The organism is Flavobacterium hibernum, from assembly GCF_000832125.1.
In the GTDB taxonomy this organism is placed as follows: domain Bacteria; phylum Bacteroidota; class Bacteroidia; order Flavobacteriales; family Flavobacteriaceae; genus Flavobacterium; species Flavobacterium hibernum.
Genome location: NZ_JPRK01000013.1, coordinates 133,726 through 155,745 on the forward strand (window position 1 = coordinate 133,726; position 22,020 = coordinate 155,745).

General features: G+C 36.8%; 10 protein-coding genes. All 10 read left to right on the plus strand.

The window, feature by feature from the left end; translation table 11 throughout:
• Positions 1-46: 46 nt before the first annotated feature.
• On the plus strand, positions 47-805 hold the full coding sequence (locus IW18_RS16020; RefSeq protein ID WP_115098654.1) for a hypothetical protein: 759 nt from the start codon (positions 47-49) through the stop codon (positions 803-805).
• A 177-nt stretch (positions 806-982) separates the two neighbouring features.
• Complete coding sequence (locus IW18_RS16025) at positions 983-4,204, plus strand: SusC/RagA family TonB-linked outer membrane protein (RefSeq protein WP_084607964.1); 3,222 nt, start codon at positions 983-985, stop codon at positions 4,202-4,204.
• A gap of 24 nt (positions 4,205-4,228) precedes the next feature.
• Positions 4,229-6,124 (plus strand): RagB/SusD family nutrient uptake outer membrane protein, encoded by a 1,896-nt coding sequence (locus IW18_RS16030; RefSeq protein WP_041518897.1) that lies wholly within the window; start codon positions 4,229-4,231, stop codon positions 6,122-6,124.
• Between the two features lie 11 nt (positions 6,125-6,135).
• The gene (locus tag IW18_RS16035; RefSeq protein ID WP_041518898.1) at positions 6,136-7,785 is read left to right on the plus strand and encodes a DUF5123 domain-containing protein; all 1,650 of its coding nucleotides are present in this window, start codon (positions 6,136-6,138) and stop codon (positions 7,783-7,785) included.
• Between the two features lie 174 nt (positions 7,786-7,959).
• On the plus strand, positions 7,960-9,603 hold the full coding sequence (locus IW18_RS16040) for a glycoside hydrolase family 43 protein (RefSeq protein WP_041518899.1): 1,644 nt from the start codon (positions 7,960-7,962) through the stop codon (positions 9,601-9,603).
• A gap of 3 nt (positions 9,604-9,606) precedes the next feature.
• On the plus strand, positions 9,607-10,830 hold the full coding sequence (locus tag IW18_RS16045) for a glycoside hydrolase family 88/105 protein (protein ID WP_041518900.1): 1,224 nt from the start codon (positions 9,607-9,609) through the stop codon (positions 10,828-10,830).
• Positions 10,831-10,853: 23 nt separating this feature from the next.
• Positions 10,854-12,548, plus strand: a complete 1,695-nt coding sequence (locus IW18_RS16050; RefSeq protein WP_041518901.1) for a glycoside hydrolase family 28 protein — start codon at positions 10,854-10,856, stop codon at positions 12,546-12,548.
• Positions 12,549-12,594: 46 nt separating this feature from the next.
• Positions 12,595-13,590 (plus strand): alpha/beta hydrolase, encoded by a 996-nt coding sequence (locus IW18_RS16055; RefSeq protein ID WP_041518902.1) that lies wholly within the window; start codon positions 12,595-12,597, stop codon positions 13,588-13,590.
• 1 nt (position 13,591) lies between these two features.
• Positions 13,592-14,389 carry a rhamnogalacturonan acetylesterase gene (locus IW18_RS16060; protein WP_041518903.1) on the plus strand — a complete coding sequence of 266 codons (798 nt, stop codon included), beginning with the start codon at positions 13,592-13,594 and terminating at the stop codon, positions 14,387-14,389.
• A 267-nt stretch (positions 14,390-14,656) separates the two neighbouring features.
• Complete coding sequence (locus IW18_RS23490; RefSeq protein WP_084607965.1) at positions 14,657-21,949, plus strand: pectinesterase family protein; 7,293 nt, start codon at positions 14,657-14,659, stop codon at positions 21,947-21,949.
• The last annotated feature ends 71 nt before the right edge of the window (positions 21,950-22,020 follow it).

Consider the following 22,020-nt stretch of genomic DNA (forward strand, 5'->3'; position numbering starts at 1 on the left):
CAACACACGAAAAGGCAAATATTCTTCATTTTTAAATTTAGACGATATGAAAATGATAAAAAGCCTAATACTTGGAATAGGTGTACTGCTTTTCGTGCTGACTTCCTGTTCTAGTGACGATTATAAATATGAAAGTTCTACCGTAAAATCAATAGATTTTCAGTTAAATGGTGAACCGTGGAATTTAAATGTAGGGATATCAACCAGACCTTTGTTTGTTTATAAAGACAACGGCGATTATGTTGCAAACTATAGTTCGCTTTATCGTTTTTCGTTAAACGACGGAAAATACAAATTTGTAGCGAGCGATTATCCGGAGCAAATGATTCCTTTGCCAACCAATCTAAACGATCTTATTGTTACGCAACCGGCATTGGCAAACCAACATGTAAACTTGTCTGATGCCGTGCCGTATGCATCTCCTTTTGAAGAGCCGGTAACCGTAAACATTCTAACAAGAACAGGAATACTGCGTTTAAAATCATTAGATATTATAGCCGATAAAAGTTACTCGACAATAAAAACTACAGTTTCTATAAAACGTAGCGCCTATAAAGTTGTTGACGCAACATACATAAATGAAGATATGTTTGTTACCAGAAGCAAAGCAACAGCAAACGGAGGAATTAACTATACAGATGATTTTATTTTATTTCAAACAGGTGACGCTGCTAATAACGTTCGGGTAAAAATTGAGTACTTAGATCAAAACATGAAGGTTGTAAAAACAAAGCAATTAGAAACAACCTTTTCAATTGAGGCCAATAAAGTCACAAATGCTGATTTCTTCTTGAATGATATCTAATACAGCAGACTTTTTTAAAATTACTCAGAACACTTTATAAAATAAAACTAGCAGTCCTTGACGGATTTATAACTAATGGCAATAAAGCGATGACGACAAACTTGATTGTTCAAATTTTTGCTATTAGTATAAAACCAAATGCCTGACTTTTCAAATAAATAAAAAAATATTCTAGTTATGAAGATCAAAAAATATATCTGGAGCATTCTAGCCGTCTTCTTTTTGACATTTAGTGCTTATGCTCAGAAACGTATAACCGTGACCGGTTCAGTAAGGGATAATATGGGACTGATTCCCGGCGCAACAATTATTGTAAAAAACGAAAAAACAAATACAGTTACAGATTTCGATGGTAAATTTAGTGTTGCAGTAAATGATCCCGAAACGGCAGTTTTAATAGTTAAGTTTATTGGAATGACAGATGAAACCGTTCCGTTAAAAGGGCGTACATCTGGAATTACCATACAAATGAAAGAATCCAACAGCGAACTAAACGAAGTTGTGATCATTGGTTACGGTACACAAAAACGTAAAAACTTAACAGGCGCAATTGCCAGTATTAAAGGAACAGAATTAGCAAAAGTACCAACAGCTTCAGTTGCCGAAGCCTTGGTAGGAAGATTGCCGGGAGTTCAGGTTACAACAACCGATGGTTCTCCAGGCTCAGAAGTAATGATTAGAATTCGTGGTGGTGGTTCTATTACCGAAGATAACTCACCCTTAATATTAGTCGATGGTTTTGAAGTTGCCAACTTAAATGATATTCCGCCAACAGATATCGAATCAGTAGAAGTTTTAAAAGATGCAGCATCGACTGCGGTTTATGGAGCGAGAGGTGCAAACGGAGTAGTTTTGGTTACCACAAAAACACCAAAATCAGGAACAGTTTCCGTAAACATTCATAACTACACACAAATTAAAACGCTTGCCAATCATCTAGATGTAATGGATCCGTACGAATTTGTAATGATGCAATACGAATACGAGCGTCCACGTAACTCAAATCCAACCGGTTTTTATAATAATTACGGACGCGCAAATGAATTATACATTTATAAAGGAAACAAAGGAACAGACTGGCAAAAAGAGATTTTTGGAAGCAATCCAATTACAAAATACACCGATATCAATATAAACGGAGGAGGCGATAAAACGAAGTTTAAATTCACATTCGTAAATCAAGATCAGCCTGGAGTATTGTTAGGAACAGGAATGCGTCAGAACTACCTGTATTTAATTTTGAATTCGAAATTAACAGACAATCTTACTTTCGAATTTCAAAGCCGTTTAACCAATCAAACCATTGATGGTTCTGGAACAGACGGCGTTAGTTTGCTTAGAGCTTTGCGCGAAGCACCAACAGGAGGATTAGAAGATTACATGACTTTGCCGGATGATAATACCTATTTTGATCCCGAAGATTATGAAACACGCGTTCGTTTTAACCCAATAGAAGACGCTGCAAAAAATTACCGTGAGCGTACCACCAGAACTTTTAACAATACAGGAGCATTAACATGGACTATTAAAAAAGGATTGACTTTGCGTTCTTCTTACGGTTACGAATATAAATATATCGAGGATGGACGTTTTTGGGGTACAGATACACAAACCGCAACCCAAAACAAAAACTTGCCTGTAGTATATTGGTCCATGACTCAGGCTCCACGTTGGCAATTGAACAACGTATTAAATTATGGATTTAAAGTAAAAGAGAACCACGATTTTCAATTGATGATCGGTCAGGAAATGAAAGATCAGGAAAGTTCGATCAAATTTTACCGTACCCGTTATTTTCCAGAAGAGATCTCAGGAGAAAAAGCATTAGACAATCTTGCATTAGGAACTCCTTTCGACAACGGTTCAGATGCTGGTTCTCCCAACCGAATCTCTTCCTTTTTTGGACGTGTTAATTACGGATACAACGATCGATATCTTTTTACGTTCACCGTTCGTACAGATGGTTCGACCAAGTTTGGTCCTGAAAACAGATGGGGCGTATTTCCGGCAGGAGCTTTTGCGTGGAGAGCTTCGAACGAAAAATTCTTAAAAGACAGTAAAATTATATCCAACCTAAAAGTTCGTGTAAGTTACGGAGCATCAGGGAATGATAGAATTAAAGGAGATTTATATGCGAAATATTATGGCGTTTCAAGAGATCGATCTGTAGGTTGGGGAGAAGAAAATCAATATTACTATAATTTTTATAATAGTGAATACCTAAACAACCCAAATGTAAAATGGGAAACAACTTATACAGCCAATTTAGGTCTTGATTTTGGTTTCTTCAACGAGCGTATTACAGGAACTCTTGATTTTTATCACAATACAGTAAAAGATTTACTAGTACCATCAGATATTGCTGCTGTTTCTGGATTTACAAAAATGATGACCAACGTTGGACAAACGTCTAACAAAGGAGTTGAATTTGCGATCAATGCAAATGTGATTAAGAAAAAAGATTTTCAGCTTGATTTGAATTTTAATATCGGACATAACAAAAACAAAATTGACAAATTATCAAGCGGAGAAACAGAATGGATTTTGAGTTCTGGCTGGGCAGGAAACGATTTGTTAAACGACGACGATTATCGTGCTTATGTAGGTAGTACAAAAGGTTTGATTTATGGTTTTGTAAATGATGGATTTTATACCATGAACGATTTTGATTCTTTTGATGCCGTGACCAGAACCTGGAAACTAAAAGACGGAGTTGCCAACTCAAAAAACCTTTCGGGCGATCCGCGCCCTGGAAATGCCAAATTCAAAAAATTGACACCTGTTGATCCATCAGATCCAAATTCGAATGTAATTGGAGATAAAGACCGAAAAGTGATTGGAAATACAAACCCTGATTTTTCTGGAGGTTTTGGTGTAAATGCAGTTTGGAAAAACTTTGATTTATCGGCGTTTTTCAATTTCATGTACGGCTTTGATGTTTATAACGCTAATAAAATCATGATGACTTCATGGTACAAAAACACACAAAGCAATTTAGGAATGGAAGTGGGGCTGGACAGCCGTTGGAGAAATTTTGACGACATGGGGAACGACTTACGTTATTCGCCGGAAATGTTAGCCAAGCAAAACGAAAATGCTACGATGTGGAATCCAACAAGCTTAGGGCGTCCTATTGCAATGTCATATGCGGTCGAAGATGGTTCATTTATACGATTAAACAATCTTAGTATAGGATACACAATACCAAAACAAAGCAGTGCAAAAATAGGATTCAGCAGAGTAAGATTATACGCTACAGGAAGTAACTTATTTATTTGGACCAACTATTCAGGATACGATCCCGAAGTAAATATGGAAAAAGGATTAACACCAAATATTGATTACAATTCTTATCCAAGAACGCGTAACTACGCTTTTGGAGTACAGTTGTCATTTTAATTAAACGAATTAAATCACCTAAAGATGAACAAAAAAATAATATTTAGTTTTCTGTTAATTTTTACACTGTCTTTTACAGCTTGTGAAGATTATCTTGAAGTACAGCCTGCAACAGGTTTTACAGAAGCAGAAGTTTTTAAATCAGAAAAAGACATACAATCTGCAATTGCGGGTGTGTATACGCTTTTGTTGACCGAAGACGCCTATTCAAACCGTCTTGCCTTTGTTTTTAATATGAATACCGATGTAGAAATGTCTGGTGTTTCGACCAATACAGTAAACGGAAACGGGTCAGATCTTGCCTGTTACGATCCAAAACCATATTGGACAACTCTAAATTCTACTTGGAGCGCCATGTATAAAATCATCAATACAGCAAATGACGTAATTCAGGGAATCGAAAATTCAGATTTATACAAAGCCGATCCTAAAACGCAACCCTCTAATATCATGCAGATGTACGGTGAAGCAAAAACAATTCGTGCAATGGTATACTTAGATATGATTCGTATTTGGGGAGACGTTGTTTTTCGTACCAAATCTTCAACAGGAGACGAGAATTTTGCGGTTGGAGTTACCGATAGAAATGTAATTCTTGAATTTTTAATCGACGATTTAAAATCAGCTGAGCCTTTCATGAAAAACGCAAGCGAATTAGATTTTGGAGTAGAACGTGCTTCAAGAAGTTTCAATCAAAGTTTAATTGGTCTATTGGCACTTACACGTGGAGGATGGACATTACGCCCTGACGAAAACAATCCTGCAAGTAAAGGACATATGGAAAGAGGTAAAAATCATGAAGTGTATTATGATATTGCAATTCTATATTTAAATAAAGTAATTCAAGGTAAGCAACACGACTTAAAACTAAGTTTCAAAGATTTTTGGGTAAAGCAAAACAATTGGGAAACACCAGTTACAGACGATGTAATTTTTTCGCTTCCAATGCTAAAAAACTCTTCAGGAGAATATGGTTATTTTGTTGGAATTCCAATTATTGAAGGAAGTCATCCTTATGGAGGAGCATCAGGAAACCTAAGTTTATGCGGAGAATACCTGTATTCATTTGACAATAAAGACTTAAGAAGAGATGTTACCTGCGCACCATTATCATACGATCAAAACCTTAATCAGGTAATTCGTTTAGATTTAGCACGATTAGCAGTAGGAAAATGGTCGAAATTATACATGAACGATCCTTTAGGAAGCACAAGTACCAAAGGAACAGGAATCAATTATTCATGGATGCGATTTGCAGATGTTTTACTAATGTATGCTGAGGCAGTAAACGAACGTTTTGGCCCGCGCGAAGATGCCAAAGAGTGTTTAAGACGTGTACGTCGCAGAGCTTTTGCTCAAACAAGCTGGTCAGATAAAGTAGATAATTATGTACAATCTAAATCGTCTCCGGAATTATTCTTTAAAGCCATTATGGACGAACGTAAATGGGAATTTGGAGGCGAAAGCAAACGTAAATTCGATCTGGCACGCTGGAACAAATTTAGCGAAGTAATTTACAACCAATATTATAAATTATTAAACTGGGGACGTGTTGCAAACGGAGCTTATGTTCCTGGAATCGACCAAGTTCCTGGAAGTATTTATTACAAAAACATTCCAGATCCAATAAACTCAGGCAGAACAATTCTGGATATAAAAGGTATCGACGAAATTCTGCAAGCGCGCCCTGCTGGTTACACAGAACTTCTGTTTGCTACAAGTTGGTATTCATTAAATAATGATACGGCGAGTTACGAACCAAGAAACGATATAAAATGGAGTTTTAGAGGATTTATCAACTATACCAATGCTTCCTCAGTATCACCAACTGATCCTTTGCGTTATTTATGTCCGTATCCATCAAAGGTAATTACAGATCATCGTGGAGCCATTCAAAATTTTTATGGTTTTAATTTTTAATAAAATATAATATGAAAAATTTTAGAACATTAATTTATATTTTATCATTTATAGGCTTAATTGTCTGTGGAGAAATGCTAAAATCCTGTGCGAATGATGAGTTTCGTTACAAACCAGTTGAAGATTTATTTCAGCCAAAATTTGTACTTACGGCACCATTAGTAAAAAGTAATTCAATTGCAGTAGTATGGTATAAGGTCAACGACGCAGCTTCATATACTGTCGAATTGCATTTAGATAACTATTACAAAAGTTTATATAAATCCTATACCATTTCCGAAACTCAGATTTTGATGGATGATATTCCGTATAAAACACAATTTTATATCAGAGTAAGATCAAATCATGTCAACGGAGATCATAATTCGCAATGGTCGTATACAAATGCTTTAACAGAAGATCGTCCTGCATTTGACCCTATTTTGCAACCCGTAGTAAAAGTAAATATTACCGAAACATATGTAACCGTAAACTGGCAAGTTTCGACAAAAAATCCTGTAGACAGTATCTCAGTTCAGCCTGCACAGTCTTTAACGCTTCCTGTAATCGGACGAAAATTAACTGCCGATGAAATTAGCAAAGGAGAAGCAAAAGTTGTTGGTTTAGAAAAAAACACCTTGTACAATGTAAATATCTACGATACCAAGAAACCAAGACGTTATGATAAACCCTATAATCAGGTTTCATTCCGTACAGCCGGACCATCTATTTCGACTATTATTGTTGCAAAAGGAACAGATTTAGATGCATTGCTAAGAGCTAATAATGATGATCCAACCGTTCCGGAAGGAACAGAATATTTCCTGGAAGCAGGTTCATTGTTTAAAATTACTCCGTTTACTATCTCAAAAGGATTCAAACTAACAGGAGGAACTCAGGGAGAACGTCCTCAAATTGAAATGAACGGAAACTGGAACATTACCGAAGGATCGTATTTATCTTCTCTGGAGTTCGAAAACATTCGTTTCTATCAAACCATAGATGCGGGGTATTTCTTTAATAGTGGTACTGCCTGGAAAGTAGACAAAATAATATTCTACAACTGTGTATTCAATTATTTCAAACGTGGTTTCTGGAGACATCAAGGTAACGGAAAATACAAAGAAATAGGTGAGTTTAATATGAGCTATTGTACGTTTGATCAGGATGGAGGACACACAGGGCCTTACGGAACATTTGCCTTTGGTTCAGCCGGAGCAGATAATGTCAAGAAAGCAATTTTCTCTAATTGTACTTTTATGAGAGATTACTATCAAACAACAGATAAAAACCGAAACTTTAAAAACCTTTTCGATTACGGAACATCGACATATCCAATTCATTTAGAATATGAAAATGTTACTATTTACGATTACGCTTACAACAGAGCGTTAATAAATATTCCAAACGCAGTAGGATCAACCCTAATATTCAAAAAAGTATTGTTGGCATCAGCTTGTGGTAAAGTTATTCAGGCAATTGGAGCAAATACAACTTCAACATACGAGAATAATTACACCACAACAGATTATCTGCTTGGATCTGCCGCAATAAAAGGAACAGATTTAGGCATTAGCGCACAAAATTTATTTGTCGATCCGGCAAACGGAAATTTAATGATTAAAGATTCTAATTCTCCAATTGTTACCAACAAGATAGGAGATACTAGATGGCTACCATAAGTTTTGTTAATTAATTAAGTGGTTTCAGTACTAAGGAAGTATCCTTGTGGTTGAGGATACTTCTCTGTACTGTTCAAAACATAGTTAATTAAAAGAAAGTGAAATTTTAAAACAGCGCAGATTTTTAATCTTCAATGTTTTAAATCAAAGAATTATATCAAAAAACAATAAAAAATGAAATTCAAACAATTACTGCTTTCCCTCGGATTATTATGTTATTTGGGAGTAGAAGCTCAAGGCTGGAATGCCGATTTAGGAAACGGAAAATATAAGAACCCTATTTTACACGTAGATTATTCGGATCCCGATGTATGCGCGGGTAAAGATGGGTATTATATGACCGCATCCAGTTTTAATAGTATTCCAGGGCTTCCTATTTTACATTCAAACGACTTGGTAAATTGGCAATTGGTTGGATATGGATTACAAAATCAATTCCCAATAGAACATTATCGAACCGTATGTCACGGCGACGGAGTTTGGGCGCCATCCATTCGGTATCACAATGGTGAATACTATATTTATTGGGGCGATCCTGATTTTGGTATTTATATGGTTAAAACCAAAGATCCAAAAGGCGTTTGGGAAGAACCAGTTCTCGTAAAAGAAGCAAAAGGAATTATCGACACTTGCCCATTTTGGGATGAAGATGGAAAAGCGTATTTATCTTATGCTTTTGCAGGTAGTCGTGCCAATGTAAAAACGGTTTTAATGCTGTCTGAACTTACACCAGACGGTACAAAATTAATTGGTAATCCAGCATTAGTTTTTGATGGTCATGACGGACATACAACAGTCGAAGGCTCTAAAATGTACAAACGCGATGGTTATTATTGGATTATGGCTCCCGCCGGAGGTGTAAAACCCGGATGGCAACTAGCAATGCGATCTAAGGATGTTTGGGGACCATATGAGTCTAAAGTGGTATTACATCAAGGAAATACAGTAATGAACGGCCCACATCAGGGTGGTTATATCGAAACACCAAATGGTGACGGTTGGTTTATACATTTTCAAGACCGCTGGGCTTACGGTCGAGTAGTTAATTTACAACCTGTTACCTGGAAAGACAATTGGCCAATTATGGGCGTAGACAATGACAAAGACGGTATTGGCGAACCGGTTCTAGAATGGACAAAACCAAATGTTGGCAAAAGCTATCCTGCAACTCCCTTAGTTTCTTCGGATGAATTTAATACACATCAATTTGGATTACAATGGCAATGGCAGGCCAATCAAGACCCAAGTAAACATTGGGGTTGGTCATCTGCAAATTTGGGTTTTATGCGCCTTAATTGCGTTCCGCGCGACGAAACCATAAAAACAATGTGGATGATGCCGAATCTTTTATTGCAAAAATTTCCAGGCGATAATTTTAACGCCACGGCAAAACTTACGTTCGCAAATAATCCAGAAGCAGGAGTAAGCAATTCTGGTTTAATTGTATTTGGCGAAGACTACGCTTATATCGCGATTGAGCAAGACAAAACAGGCAATTTGAATTTAACGCAACGTTTAATGAAAAATGGGCGTACCTCGAAAGAAGGCGAAAAAGAAATTGCTTTAGTACCAATCACACAAAAAGAAGTCTATTTGCGCGCCAAAATAGAAATGATTCAAAACAAAGAACCTTTTGATGCCAGAGTTACATTTTACTACAGTTTAGATGGTAAGAGTTTTAAAAAACTAGGAGATTCGTTTAAACCAACAGCAGGACGATGGGTAGGAGCAAAAATTGGTCTTTTTGCCTCAGGAACAAAAGCTGTTAATGATAGCAGTTATGCAGATTATGATTGGTTTAGAGTAGAAAGTAATTAAGATATGATACAAAAAATTAAATATTGTTTTCTAACCCTTTTGGTTTGCAATTCGGTTTCATTTGGACAATCAAAACCAAGTGATAAAACCGAAACAAAACCAATTGAATGGGCTAAGAAAATGGCAGACTCAGATCAAAAACGTGTTCCCAATCCTGTTTATCTCGATGGTGTAAAATTCCCAAAATGGAATTATACCAACGGTTTGGTAACACTTGCGTTTCAGCAATTGTCAGATTATACCAAAGAACAGAAGTACTGGGATTACGGACTTTCATACGCGGAACAGCTTATCGATAAAGATGGAAAAATTCAAGGCGGTTACGAACTCGAAAAATACAGTCTGGACTTAATAAATTCCGGAAAACTGCTTTTTGATATTTATAAGAAAACAGGAGACGAGCGCTACAAAAAAGCAATGGATACACTTCATAAACAAATGGAAGGACATCCAAGAAATTCTGACGGTGGTTATTGGCACAAAAAAAGTTATCCGTGGCAAATGTGGCTCGATGGCGTTTATATGGCCGATCCTTTTTCGGCTCAATACGGATTAGTTTTTAATGATCCAAAATCCATTGATGATGCTATTTTGCAGGCCGAATTAATTCAGAAACACACTTTTGATTCCAAAACAGGTTTAAACTTTCATGGCTATGATGAAAAACGAGCACAGTTTTGGGCAAATAAAAATACCGGAACTTCTGCACACGTTTGGGGGCGTGCGCAAGGTTGGTATTGCATGGCTTTGGTCGATATTCTTGAATTTGTTCCAGAAAATCATCCCAAACGAAAAGACCTGATCAAGATACTGCAAAAGGTTTTTGAAGCCGTTCGCAAAGCACAAGATGCTAATTCAGGCGTTTGGTGGCAAGTAATGGATCAACCCGCAAGAAAAGGAAATTATCTCGAATCAACCTGTTCAACAATGTTTGTGTATTCATTTATCAAAGCGTATAACAAAGGATATGTGGGAGAAAAGTATTTAAAATCGGCACAAACTGGTTTTAAAGGAATCTTGAAACAATTTATAAAAGATAACCCAGACGGAACAATTTCTATTACGAAATGCTGTGCAGTTGCAGGATTAGGAGGGAAAAACCCTAAAGATCGAGACGGTTCATTCGAATACTATATTTCAGAACCTATTAGAGATGATGATGCAAAAGCAGTTGGACCATTTATTATGGCGGGAATCGAATTGCAAAAGCATTTAGATAAAAAATAAAATTTCAAAATCTACCATTGATTATGATAAAAATTAAAAGAACAATCCTTGTTACTGCAATACTAATTTCAGCCCTTTCTTGTGTCAACAAAAAAGCAGGAGTTAGCGTAGCTTCATCAGAAAAAGCAAGTTCGGCCGTACTAAAACTTCCGTTTAAAATGCCCGAAGTACAAATTCCGAAGTTTAAAACCGATACCCTAAATATTATCGATTTTGGAGCAGTTCCAAATACCGAAGAACTTTGTACAAAAGCCATTAACGAAGCCATTGCAAAATGCTCAGAATCGGGCGGAGGCGTTGTCGTAATTCCGTCAGGATTATGGACAACAGGCCCAATAAAAATGAAAAGCAACGTAAATCTTCATACGAAAAACGGTGCATATATTTCCTTTACCAGCGATTTATCCCAATACAAACTCATAGAATCTTATTTTGAAGGAAATAAAGTCATTCGATGCGAATCTCCAATTATGGGAATTGATTTAGAAAACATAGCCATTACCGGCGAAGGTATTTTTGATGGAAACGGCTCGCAGTGGCGACCAGTTAAAATTGGAAAAATGACCAGCAATCAATGGGATGAATTAGTAAAGTCTGGCGGAGTTTTGTCTAAAGACGGTAAAATTTGGTATCCATCAAAAGGTGCTTATATAGGAAATGAAGAAAGAGACAAACTTCCTAAAATACAAACCATAGCCAATATGGAACCCTTTAAAGAGTCATTGCGTCCCGTAATGGTCAGTTTTGTTAATTGTAAAAAACTACTTCTTGACGGCGTTACTTTTCAAAATTCTCCCGCTTGGAACGTTAATCCATTAATGTGCGAACATCTTACTTTGCGAAATCTTACCATTCGTAATCCGTGGTATTCTCAAAATGGTGATGGTTTGGACATCGAATCTTGCAGAATTGGTACCGTAACCAATTGCCGTTTTGATGTTGGAGACGATGCAATATGTATTAAATCAGGAAAAGATAAAGAAGGAAGAGAACGCGCAAAACCAACAGAATTATTTGTCATTACAGATTGCGTGGTATATCATGCGCACGGAGGTTTTGTAATTGGAAGCGAAATGTCTGGCGGAGTTCGAAACATCTTTGTTAAAAATCTAACCTTTAACGGAACAGATTGTGGCTTGCGTTTTAAATCTGTGAGAGGTCGTGGCGGAGTAGTCGAAAACATTTGGATGGAAGACATTCGCATGAATAATATCCCAACCGATGCGATCAATTTCAACCTATATTATTTCGGAAAATCATTATCTGAAGATAAACTTACAGGTGAAGTAACAGTCGATAAAGTTCTTGTTTCTGAGGAAACTCCCGTTTTTAAAAATATGCATTTTAAGAACATTTATGTAAACGGTGCAGCACAAGCCTTAAAGATTATGGGGATTCCCGAAATGCCAGTTGAAAACATTCAATTTCAAAACATGATTATTAGATCTGATGTTGGAATTCAAATGAATTACGCCCGAAAAATTGATTTTAAAAACATCGATTTAAGATTGGATAAACCCGGAATAGCAGTAAGTTTTTCAAACAGTCAAAACATCAATATAGAAAGCATTAAAGCAAAAGGAGAAAACCAAATGTTTTGGGTTGGTGGCGCAACAACAAAAGATATATCACTAAAAACCGATGGCAAAAAAATGGTTTTAGATAAAGATGTAAAAGTTCTGGAATCTATAAAAGATGAGGTAAAACTAATAGAATAGTTTCCTCGTGTTTTATAAATCACAATGTCTTAAATCAAAACGGAAAATGAAGTTTCAAAATAAAAATAGCGCTAAAATATTAGTTTGGGGATTTTTAATCTTCATTCAAAGTTTAAATGCTCAATATCTAAAAGGCATTACAAGTGTAAGAGATACTTCTTTTACCAATGCGAGTGCCTTTCAAAAAACGCTTAAGTATTTTCCGCAAACCAAATTAGTGCCCAAAATACATTTTGATTTTGTACAGCAAAAAAATGATATCGTGTATTGCACTTACGGTAAACGCAAAATGAAGCTTGATGTTTTTTTTGATAAAAATGCCAAGAAAAAGCAAACCGCCATTATCATCATTCATGGCGGTGGCTGGCGATCAGGAAACAGACAACAACATCATCAAATGGCGCAAAAACTGGCAAGTTTAGGTTATGTATGTTTTACGCCAGAGTACAGATTATCTACAGAAGCTCTTTTTCCCGCGGCCATTTACGACATCAAAGCTTCCATTCGCTGGATTAGAGAAAATGCAGAAAAGTACCATGTAAACCCCGATCAAATAGTAGCTCTGGGATTTTCGGCAGGAGGAGAAATGGGAGCTTTTATGGGAACAACCGGAAACATGCCTCTTTTTGAAGGAGAAATAACCAATTCAGATTCAAAATCTCAAGTTAATGCCGTAGTCAGTATAGACGGAACATTGTCTTTTGTACATCAGGAAAGTAGTGAAGGCGATGACAGCAAAAAGATTTCGGCAGGTACCTATTGGTTTGGGTATTCAAGAAAAGAGAATCCTAAACTTTGGGAAGCCGCTTCGCCATTAAGTTACGTTAGCAAAGCCACACCGCCAACATTGTTTGTCAATAGTTCAATAGCTCGTATGCATGCCGGAAGAGACGATTACAGAAAGGTTTTAACTGAAAACGGAATCTATTCTGAAGTTCATGAATTCGAAAATTCACCCCATTCTTTTTGTCTTTTTGATCCTTGGTTTGAACCCACAATTCAATATATCGACACTTTTTTAACTAAAATTTTCAGCAAATAAAATGAAAGCAAAATTTCTAATACCAATAATCTGTTTGAGTCTGGGTATCCTGTTTACAGCTTTTGATAAATCAAAATCCAGAACAACAGTTTATTTAATAGGCGATTCGACAATGGCAGATTATGCCAATAATTACGAAGAAGGCAAAGACTATATGAAAACCCGATATCCCGTTACAGGTTGGGGACAAGTTTTTCAGCAATTTTTAGTCAAAGACAGTCTGAAACAAATCAGTAAGCTAATAAAAACCGACAGTGTTTTTGTAGACGACAGAGCAAGAGGCGGACGCAGTACCCGAACTTTTTTTCAAGAAGGAAGATGGCGCGCCGTATATGAAAATCTTAAAAAAGATGATCTGGTTTTAATGCAGTTTGGTCATAATGATGCTGCCGAAGACAAACCCGAACGCTATGTAAATATTGAAGGTTACAAAGAATTTTTAAGATTGTTTATCGAACAAACAAGAGCCAAAGGAGCTAAGCCAATTATTTTAACTCCCGTAGCCAGAAACTTTCCTTGGAAAAATGGCGAATTACAAAACATTCACGGATTATACGATCAGGCGGTAAAAGATATTGCAAAAGAGCAAAACGTAATGCTTATCGATTTAAACCAAAAATCAATGCAGTTTTTCACTAAAAAAGGACAGCCTTACGTGACCGAAAACTATTTCATGAATTTTTCCGCAGGTTTATACGAAGCCTATCCCAACGGTCAAAAAGACAATACACACTTTCAAACCAAAGGTGCTGTAGAAGTGGCAAGGCTTGTTTTTGAAGGAATGAAAGAATTAAAATAATCTAGCCGATATAATTTTCAACACATAGAAACATAGGTTTTGTATTGAAAAGGAACATAAAAAGAAACTAGTTTCTGGCACATAGCCCGCTATGTTTATTAAAACAAGTGAAACGCCTTTTTTAAGCGCCTTAAAACTATCCCGAAGCGTCGGGACTATGTGTTTAAAATTAATTGCACTCTAAAATAGAATTTATAAGAATAAAACAATTTACATAGAAAGAGAATCTCTTTCGAACACTTTTACTAACCAAACCATAATAACCAAATGAAAAAACAATTCTTTATTCATCTTTACCTCATACTGTTTACAGTAATGGGGTTTTCGCAAACAATTGAGAAAATTGAAGCCGAAACCTTTAATCAGTCTTCGGGCGCGAGGGCCGAAACCAATGCCGCGCTCTCGGGCACAGGAAATGTAGGTTACATTAAAAACGGAACCTGGATAAAATTTAATGCAATGACGTTTACGGAGTTTGTTACCCGTTTTGATGTAACAGCCGCAGGCGCAACCGGCGGGACTGTCGAATTTAGATTAGGCTCGGCAACCGGAACTTTAATAGGAACTGCTGTTGTATCAGGAAGCACGAGTTTTACCAATTACAAGAAGTTTTCGGCCGCTATTACGCCAACAACAGGCACTTTCGATTTGTATCTTGTTTTTACAGGACCGGGAACAGGTTATTTGTTTAATGTTGATTATTTTGAAAAAGTTACCGATAATCCAAACGCCGTAAATTTCACCTTAACAACAAATGTAAGTCCCGCATCATCAGGAACCATTACGCTTAATCCGGGAGGAACTACATTTGCTAAAGGAACCGAAGTAAAATTAACCGCCAACAAAAACTTTGGCTACAATTTTAAACAATGGGTAGATGATAAAGGAGCTTTGGTTTCGACCGCAAATCCGCTCACATTTACCGTAAATGCAAACTCTACCCTTATTGCACAATACGATCCTATTGCAACTTATACGCTAAATGTAAATGTTAATGGCGCATTTGGATTAGGCGATTATGCTATTTCTCCAGCAGGGAAAGACGGCGCATTCTCAATATACGAAAGCGGAACTAATGTTACGGTTACCGCGATTGAAAACGACATTATCAAATTCAGCAATTGGTCTGATGGTTCAACAGCGTTAAGTACATCAGTTGTAATGAATCAAAACCAAAATATTACAGGAACTTATGCCAATCAGAATTTTATTGCAGGCTGGACCTTTAAAAACGATCAATATGCCAATCCGCGAGTAGCAGAACTATATTCTAAAGTAGAAAACAAACCTCAATTGTTTGCTTATAATGTTGCCGACAATGTTTTTGCACCAAATGTAAGACTTCAGAACAGAGGCGGTAAAAACGGCTTTTGTGTATGGAATACAGAGCGAGGTCAACTCTTTTATTTTATGACAACACTTTCGACAGTGGGTTATAAGAACATTAATGTAGCTTCGGGACTTCTGGGTTACTATTTCGGATGCGATGAGTGGACTTTTCAATATTCATTAGACGGAGTAAACTTTGTAAATGTTTCGGCATTAACCACTATAAATACCAATACGATTACCAATATTGGCGGAGTTCTTCCGGTCGAGGCCGAAGGAAAAGAAAAAATATACCTAAGATGGTTTCCTAATGTTAACGGTCCAAAACACGGATCTGCCACAGATGTAACCGCGACAATTTTATCGAATTTAATGATTAAGGCCGATGAGGTTTTGGTTTTAGATACCACAGCTCCAGTTTTGGAATCTTCGTTTCCGACAGAAGCAGCAAATTCTGTTGGTGCCAACGGAAATATTATTTTAAATTTTAACGAACAAGTGCAGTTAGGAACAGGACAAGCCGTATTAAACGGAAAGAATTTAAGTGCTGAGTTTGTAAACAAAACGGTTAAGTTTAGTTATTTCGGACTTGAATATAATAAACAATACACTTTTACTATTCCGGCAGGATTTGTAAAAGACCTTTCCGGAAATAATGGCACAGCAATAAGTTTATCCTTTAAAACAATGGAAAAACCAGTTCCTGTTAAACGTAAATTTGATTTAATCGTTGATGCCGATGCAACAGCAGAACAGCTTGCTTCAGGAAAATATGTAAAAACCATAGCTGAGGCTTTTAATGCTGCGCCAAATAACTCTGCCTCGAGATTTTTGGTATTAATTACCAACGGAACCTATAATTTGGGTGGTGATGGTACAAATCCGCAAGGCATAGTGTTACAGCTTCCGTCAGGGAAAAACAATGTTTCGTTAATAGCGCAAACCAAAGACAAAGTTATTCTGCAAGGAAATCCGGGTCAGGGAATCAAGAATCCTGTACTTTCGATAGAAGCCAATGATTTGTATGTCGAAAATGTTACGATTGAACATAAAGACGGAATAGTTAATTCTGGACAAAAACCTGCATTGAATCCTGCCGGAGATCGAAATGTTTACAACGGAGTTCGTTTAAGAAGTAAACAAGATACTCAGGTTACAGGAGGAAAAAGAAGTTTTTATTATAAATCTACCATAGAGGGAGATGTCGATTTTATTTGCGGAGGAGGAACACATTGGTTTGAAGAATGTAAGCTGGTTTCTGTTGCCGCTGGTTATATCGTAGCGCCAAATCACGATGAAGCGACTAAATACGGTTATATTTTTAATAACAACACCATTACTGCCACGACAAGTTATTATTTGGGACGACCGTGGCAAAATGCACCAAGAGCGGTTTATCTAAACACAAAAATGATAAATGAGCCTAACACACTTGGATGGGCAAATATGGGTACTTATCCGGCACTTTTTGCAGAATACAATAGTGTAAACGGAAGCGGAATTGCGGTTAATACTGATAATAGAACTAATACTTTTACAGTAAGCGGTATTGCTAAAACAGGAAATTACAATCCTGTACTAACAAAAGCACAGGCAGACGAATACACCATAGAAAACGTTTTGAGCGGAGCAGACAAATGGGATCCGCGTAGAATTGTAGAACAAGTTACAAAACCATCAAATGTTATTATTGCAGAAAAAAATACTTTAAAATGGGATGAAAACCAATATGCAATGTGTTACGTTGTGAGTAAAGACGGTAAAATTCAAACCATTACAACCGAAGCAAAATATGTAGATGTTGCTACAGATGCTGGTGCACACGTGTACACGATTCAGGCTGCAAACGAATATGGCGGATTAAGCGATATAAGTACCATTAGCATGACAATAAATGGAGGAGCAGTAAAATCTTCAATTAACTATATCAATTCAATTGACGGTTTAGGATTAACGGGTTTAACTCCGCTAGAATATTCCGAAGGTACTTTGCTAACATTGCCAATACCAACTTTAAAAGGATATACATTTTATGGATGGTCAGCTTCGGCAACAGTGGCAAATACCCTAAAAGAAATTGCTACAACTGCAACAGGAAATCAAACGGTATATGCTTTTTGGGGAACGGCAGGGAATAATAAACCTGACGAAGTAATTCCGCCAAGTAATTTTAATTATGAGTTTACATCAGCTCTAAATAAAAACTGGGACAATGCGGCTAATTTTAGTCCGGCAGAAATGCCAGCGGCAGGAAAAACAGTTTCATCTACAAAAGAAATCGAAACAACTGCAACCGTTTTTCCGGCAGATATTACGTTTTCCGGAGCAGGAACACTTCGTTTAAGAGGTTCACACAAAGCGACAGGAAACTTAATTTTTAAAGATGGAACACGTGTGTATTATAACACAAGCGGAGCAGGAATGACTTTAGATGCGCCAATAGTAGTTTCGGGAACTGTAAAATTCGAAATGATCTCTGGTATTGCCAATCAAACCATAATGACTTTGAGCGGGCCAGTTTCCGGTAGCGGAACTATTCTTCCGGTCAATACAGGGCAAGGAGTTAATGCAAATACAGGTGTTTTACTTTTAAAAGGAGACAACAGCGAGTTTATTGGAATTTGGGATTTAACTCAAAAAAGTACAAAATTCCCAGCGCTAAATTATCCAACAGCAATCGAGGGAGCTTCGGCAAATGCTTTTGGTTCAGGAACTATTAATGTTGCTCAGGATAATACTGTGATTTTTAGTCACGAACGTGCCGCAGGATCAACTTTAAGTTTAAATATTTCGGGTAATGGAAAAGCTGTTTTAAGTACGGTTTTAAACGTTCAAAAACTGACTCTTAACGGAGTAGAATTTAAAGATGGAGTTTACGATAAAACAACCAATCCAGAGTTTTTTACAGGAGAAGGAAAGATCGAAGTTAAAAAAGAAGCTACAGGCGGAGGTACAGAAACTGTTCCTGCATTTCCTGGAGCCGAAGGTTACGGTAAATATGTAACCGGAGGTCGTGGCGGAAAAGTTATTTATGTAACCAACTTAAATGATTCCGGAGCGGGTTCTTTACGTGATGCGATTAACCAAGCCGGACCAAGAATTGTTGTTTTTAAAGTATCTGGAAATATCGCACTAAAAAGCGAATTAAACATTACAAGCAACATTACCATTGCAGGACAAACAGCGCCGGGTGGAGGAATTACTTTAAAAGATTACAACGCTAAGGTAAGAGGAGATAATGTGATTATTCGTTATTTACGCTTTAGAATGGGAGATACTAACGATGTAGAAAACGATGCGTTAGGCGGACGTTTTCAAAAGAATATCATTGTAGATCACTGTTCGATGAGTTGGTCAACAGACGAATGTGTTTCTTTCTATCAAAATACAAATTTTACAATGCAATGGTGTATCATTTCTGAAAGTCTTCGTAACTCCGTTCATGCCAAAGGAGCACACGGTTACGGCGGTGTTTGGGGAGGTAAAAACGCTTCATTTCATCACAATTTGTTAGCGCACCACGACAGCCGTAATCCAAGGTTAGGAGAATATGCAAATGATATTTTTGCAAAAACCGATTTAGTTGATATTCGTAACAACGTAATTTACAATTGGGGAGGAAACAGCTGTTATGGTGGTGATGCCATGAATGTGAATTTAGTAAACAATTATTGGAAACCAGGTCCTGGAACTTCAAATGGTACTAAAGAGCGTATATTATCAACAGGCAGAAGTTTAGATACAACCTCGCCATTATACGGCATTTGGGGGAAATATTATGTAGATGGAAATTATGTTGTAGGATCTGAAAGAGCCAGTAAAGATAACTGGACTTATGGAGTTTACAGTCAATTTCATAGCAGTCAGTTACCAGTAAGCGATGCTGATAAAGAAGAAGTGAAAATTGAAGTTCCACATCCTTTTGGAGAAATAACAACTCATGTTGCGACAAAAGCATACGAATTGGTTTTAGAAAATGCAGGAGCAAATTTATTTAGAGATGCCGTAGATAAAAGAGCAGTCGACGATACACGTTCCGGTACAGCAAGTATTATGAATGGTGGTAACGGAAGTACAAATGGTTATATCGATACACCATCGGCAACAGGAGGGTGGCCAGTTCTTCCTACTGGCGAAGCGCCTTTGGATACAGATGGAGACGGTATGTCAGACAAATGGGAAACAGAGAAAGGATTAAATCCTGCAAGTTCTGCCGATGGGAACTTAAAAACAGTTGACGGTATTTATACCAATGTCGAAGTGTATATTAACAGCCTTGTAAGTCATTTAACGGCAGTACAAAATGGTACATTAGATGTGTATGTAAATCCGCAAAACTTTGTAGAGAAATACAATGCTGCCGAAGATGGTTCAAAATTTATCATGGCTAGCGGAACTTACACTACAACAACAGATCTTGCTGTAAAAAATCATAAATACACATTTGTTCCAGATGAAAATGCAAAACCAGTTTTTGCAGGAACATTCTATTCAGAAAATCCGGAAATTTTTTCAGGAACTTTCAAATTTGATGGAGTAGATTTTGATTTGACAAATGCCAATTCTAATCTGCTACAATTTAAGAAAGGCGCAGGTTTAGCAAGTTTAGAAATAAAAAATGCAGCTATAAAAGGAATCAAACAAAGTTTATTAATAGCAGATGGCGCTAGCGAACATCCAATTTCAAAAATTGTTTTAGAGAATTGTATTATTGATGGAAGCGCGGCTCAAGGCGGAAATTTTATTCAGCCAGATGCACATATTGTAAATTCAGTTTCGATTAAAAATTCGACAATTTTCAATTATACCAAAGGAAACAATTTCTTAGCGTTACAGAAAAAAGATGCCGCAAACGAGGTGTTAAATGTTACGATCGAAAGTAATACCATTTATAATGCTTGTAGTCAGGAAGGAACTGCTTTTGTATTCATTGATAATCAGTATAGTGCTACTTCAACGTTTACCTTCAAAAATAATATTATGCAGGATGAACGAGAAAATCCTAAGGCGATTAATTTGTTTAGTTCTAATAATGCTAACGGCGCAGGAAAATTGGTTTTAGACAATAATCTTCTTGTGGGAGTTTCTTCAAAAACAATTAAAGGGACAGTTACGGTTACTGAAACTAATATTACGACATTGACAGGATTAGGTATGACAACACTTTTATATCCTAACCCGGCAATTGGTAATTTTAGCTTCTCTAAAAATTCTCCTTTAGCCAAAGCTTCATTAGAAGGAAATGCTCTTGGAGATCCAAGATGGTTAAAAGCCGATGCTAAGTTTTCGCAAATTAATTACATAAATTCTATCGACGGAAAAGCAATAACACTTTCACCATCTGAGTATTTAGAAGGGATTTTAACCAATTTATCAACTCCAAAATTAGAAGGATATACATTCTTTGGATGGTCGAACACAGCAACTTCGCCTGGATTGCTTAAAACGATTCCGGCAACAGCAACAGGAAACCAAACATTTTATGCTTTTTGGGGCGAAGGCGGAAACAATAAGCCCAATCCAAAACCAATCGTAAAATCTGGAATTACCTATAATAATTCGATTGATGGAAAAGCCATAACAGGTTTAACACCCTTAGAATATACCGAAGGAACTGCGCAAACGTTACCAAGTCCTAGTCTAAAAGACTACACCTTTTTTGGATGGTCAACTTCAGCTACAGTAGCAAATTCGATAAAAGAAATTGCAATTACAGCGACAGGAAACCAAACGTTCTATGCTTTTTGGGGAGCAGGCGGAAACAATAAAGCCGATGAGGTTATTCCGCCTACTTTTTTTAGCATTTCCTATTTGAATTTACCAACAGGTACAATTAATCCAAACAAAACCAGTGTACAATCGGGAATCGCTTATATACTTGAAGAAGCGACTTGTGTGGGATATCGATTTTTAGGATGGTATGCTGATAGCTCGTACGGAAGAGAAATAAATGGTTTTGATACGAAACAAACGGCCAATATTGTGCTTTACGGACGTTGGAAAAAGTTGGGAGATTTTTATGTGTTTCCAACGGTTGCAACAGGAAAAGTGACACTAAAATCGACAATAGAACACGATAATGTGGCTATTTTTAGTATGACTGGATTCTTGGTAAAACAAATTAATACAACTGCTTTTGAAACAGAAATTTCTACAGTAGACTTAGCTGCAGGAAGTTATTTTATTAAAAGCCTAAAAACAGGATTGTCTACCAGAATTATAGTTAAATAAGTTTAATAATCGGGGATAAGAGTTTCGTCTTTTGTCCCTAATTATCAAAACGAATTCGTAAGTATAAAAAT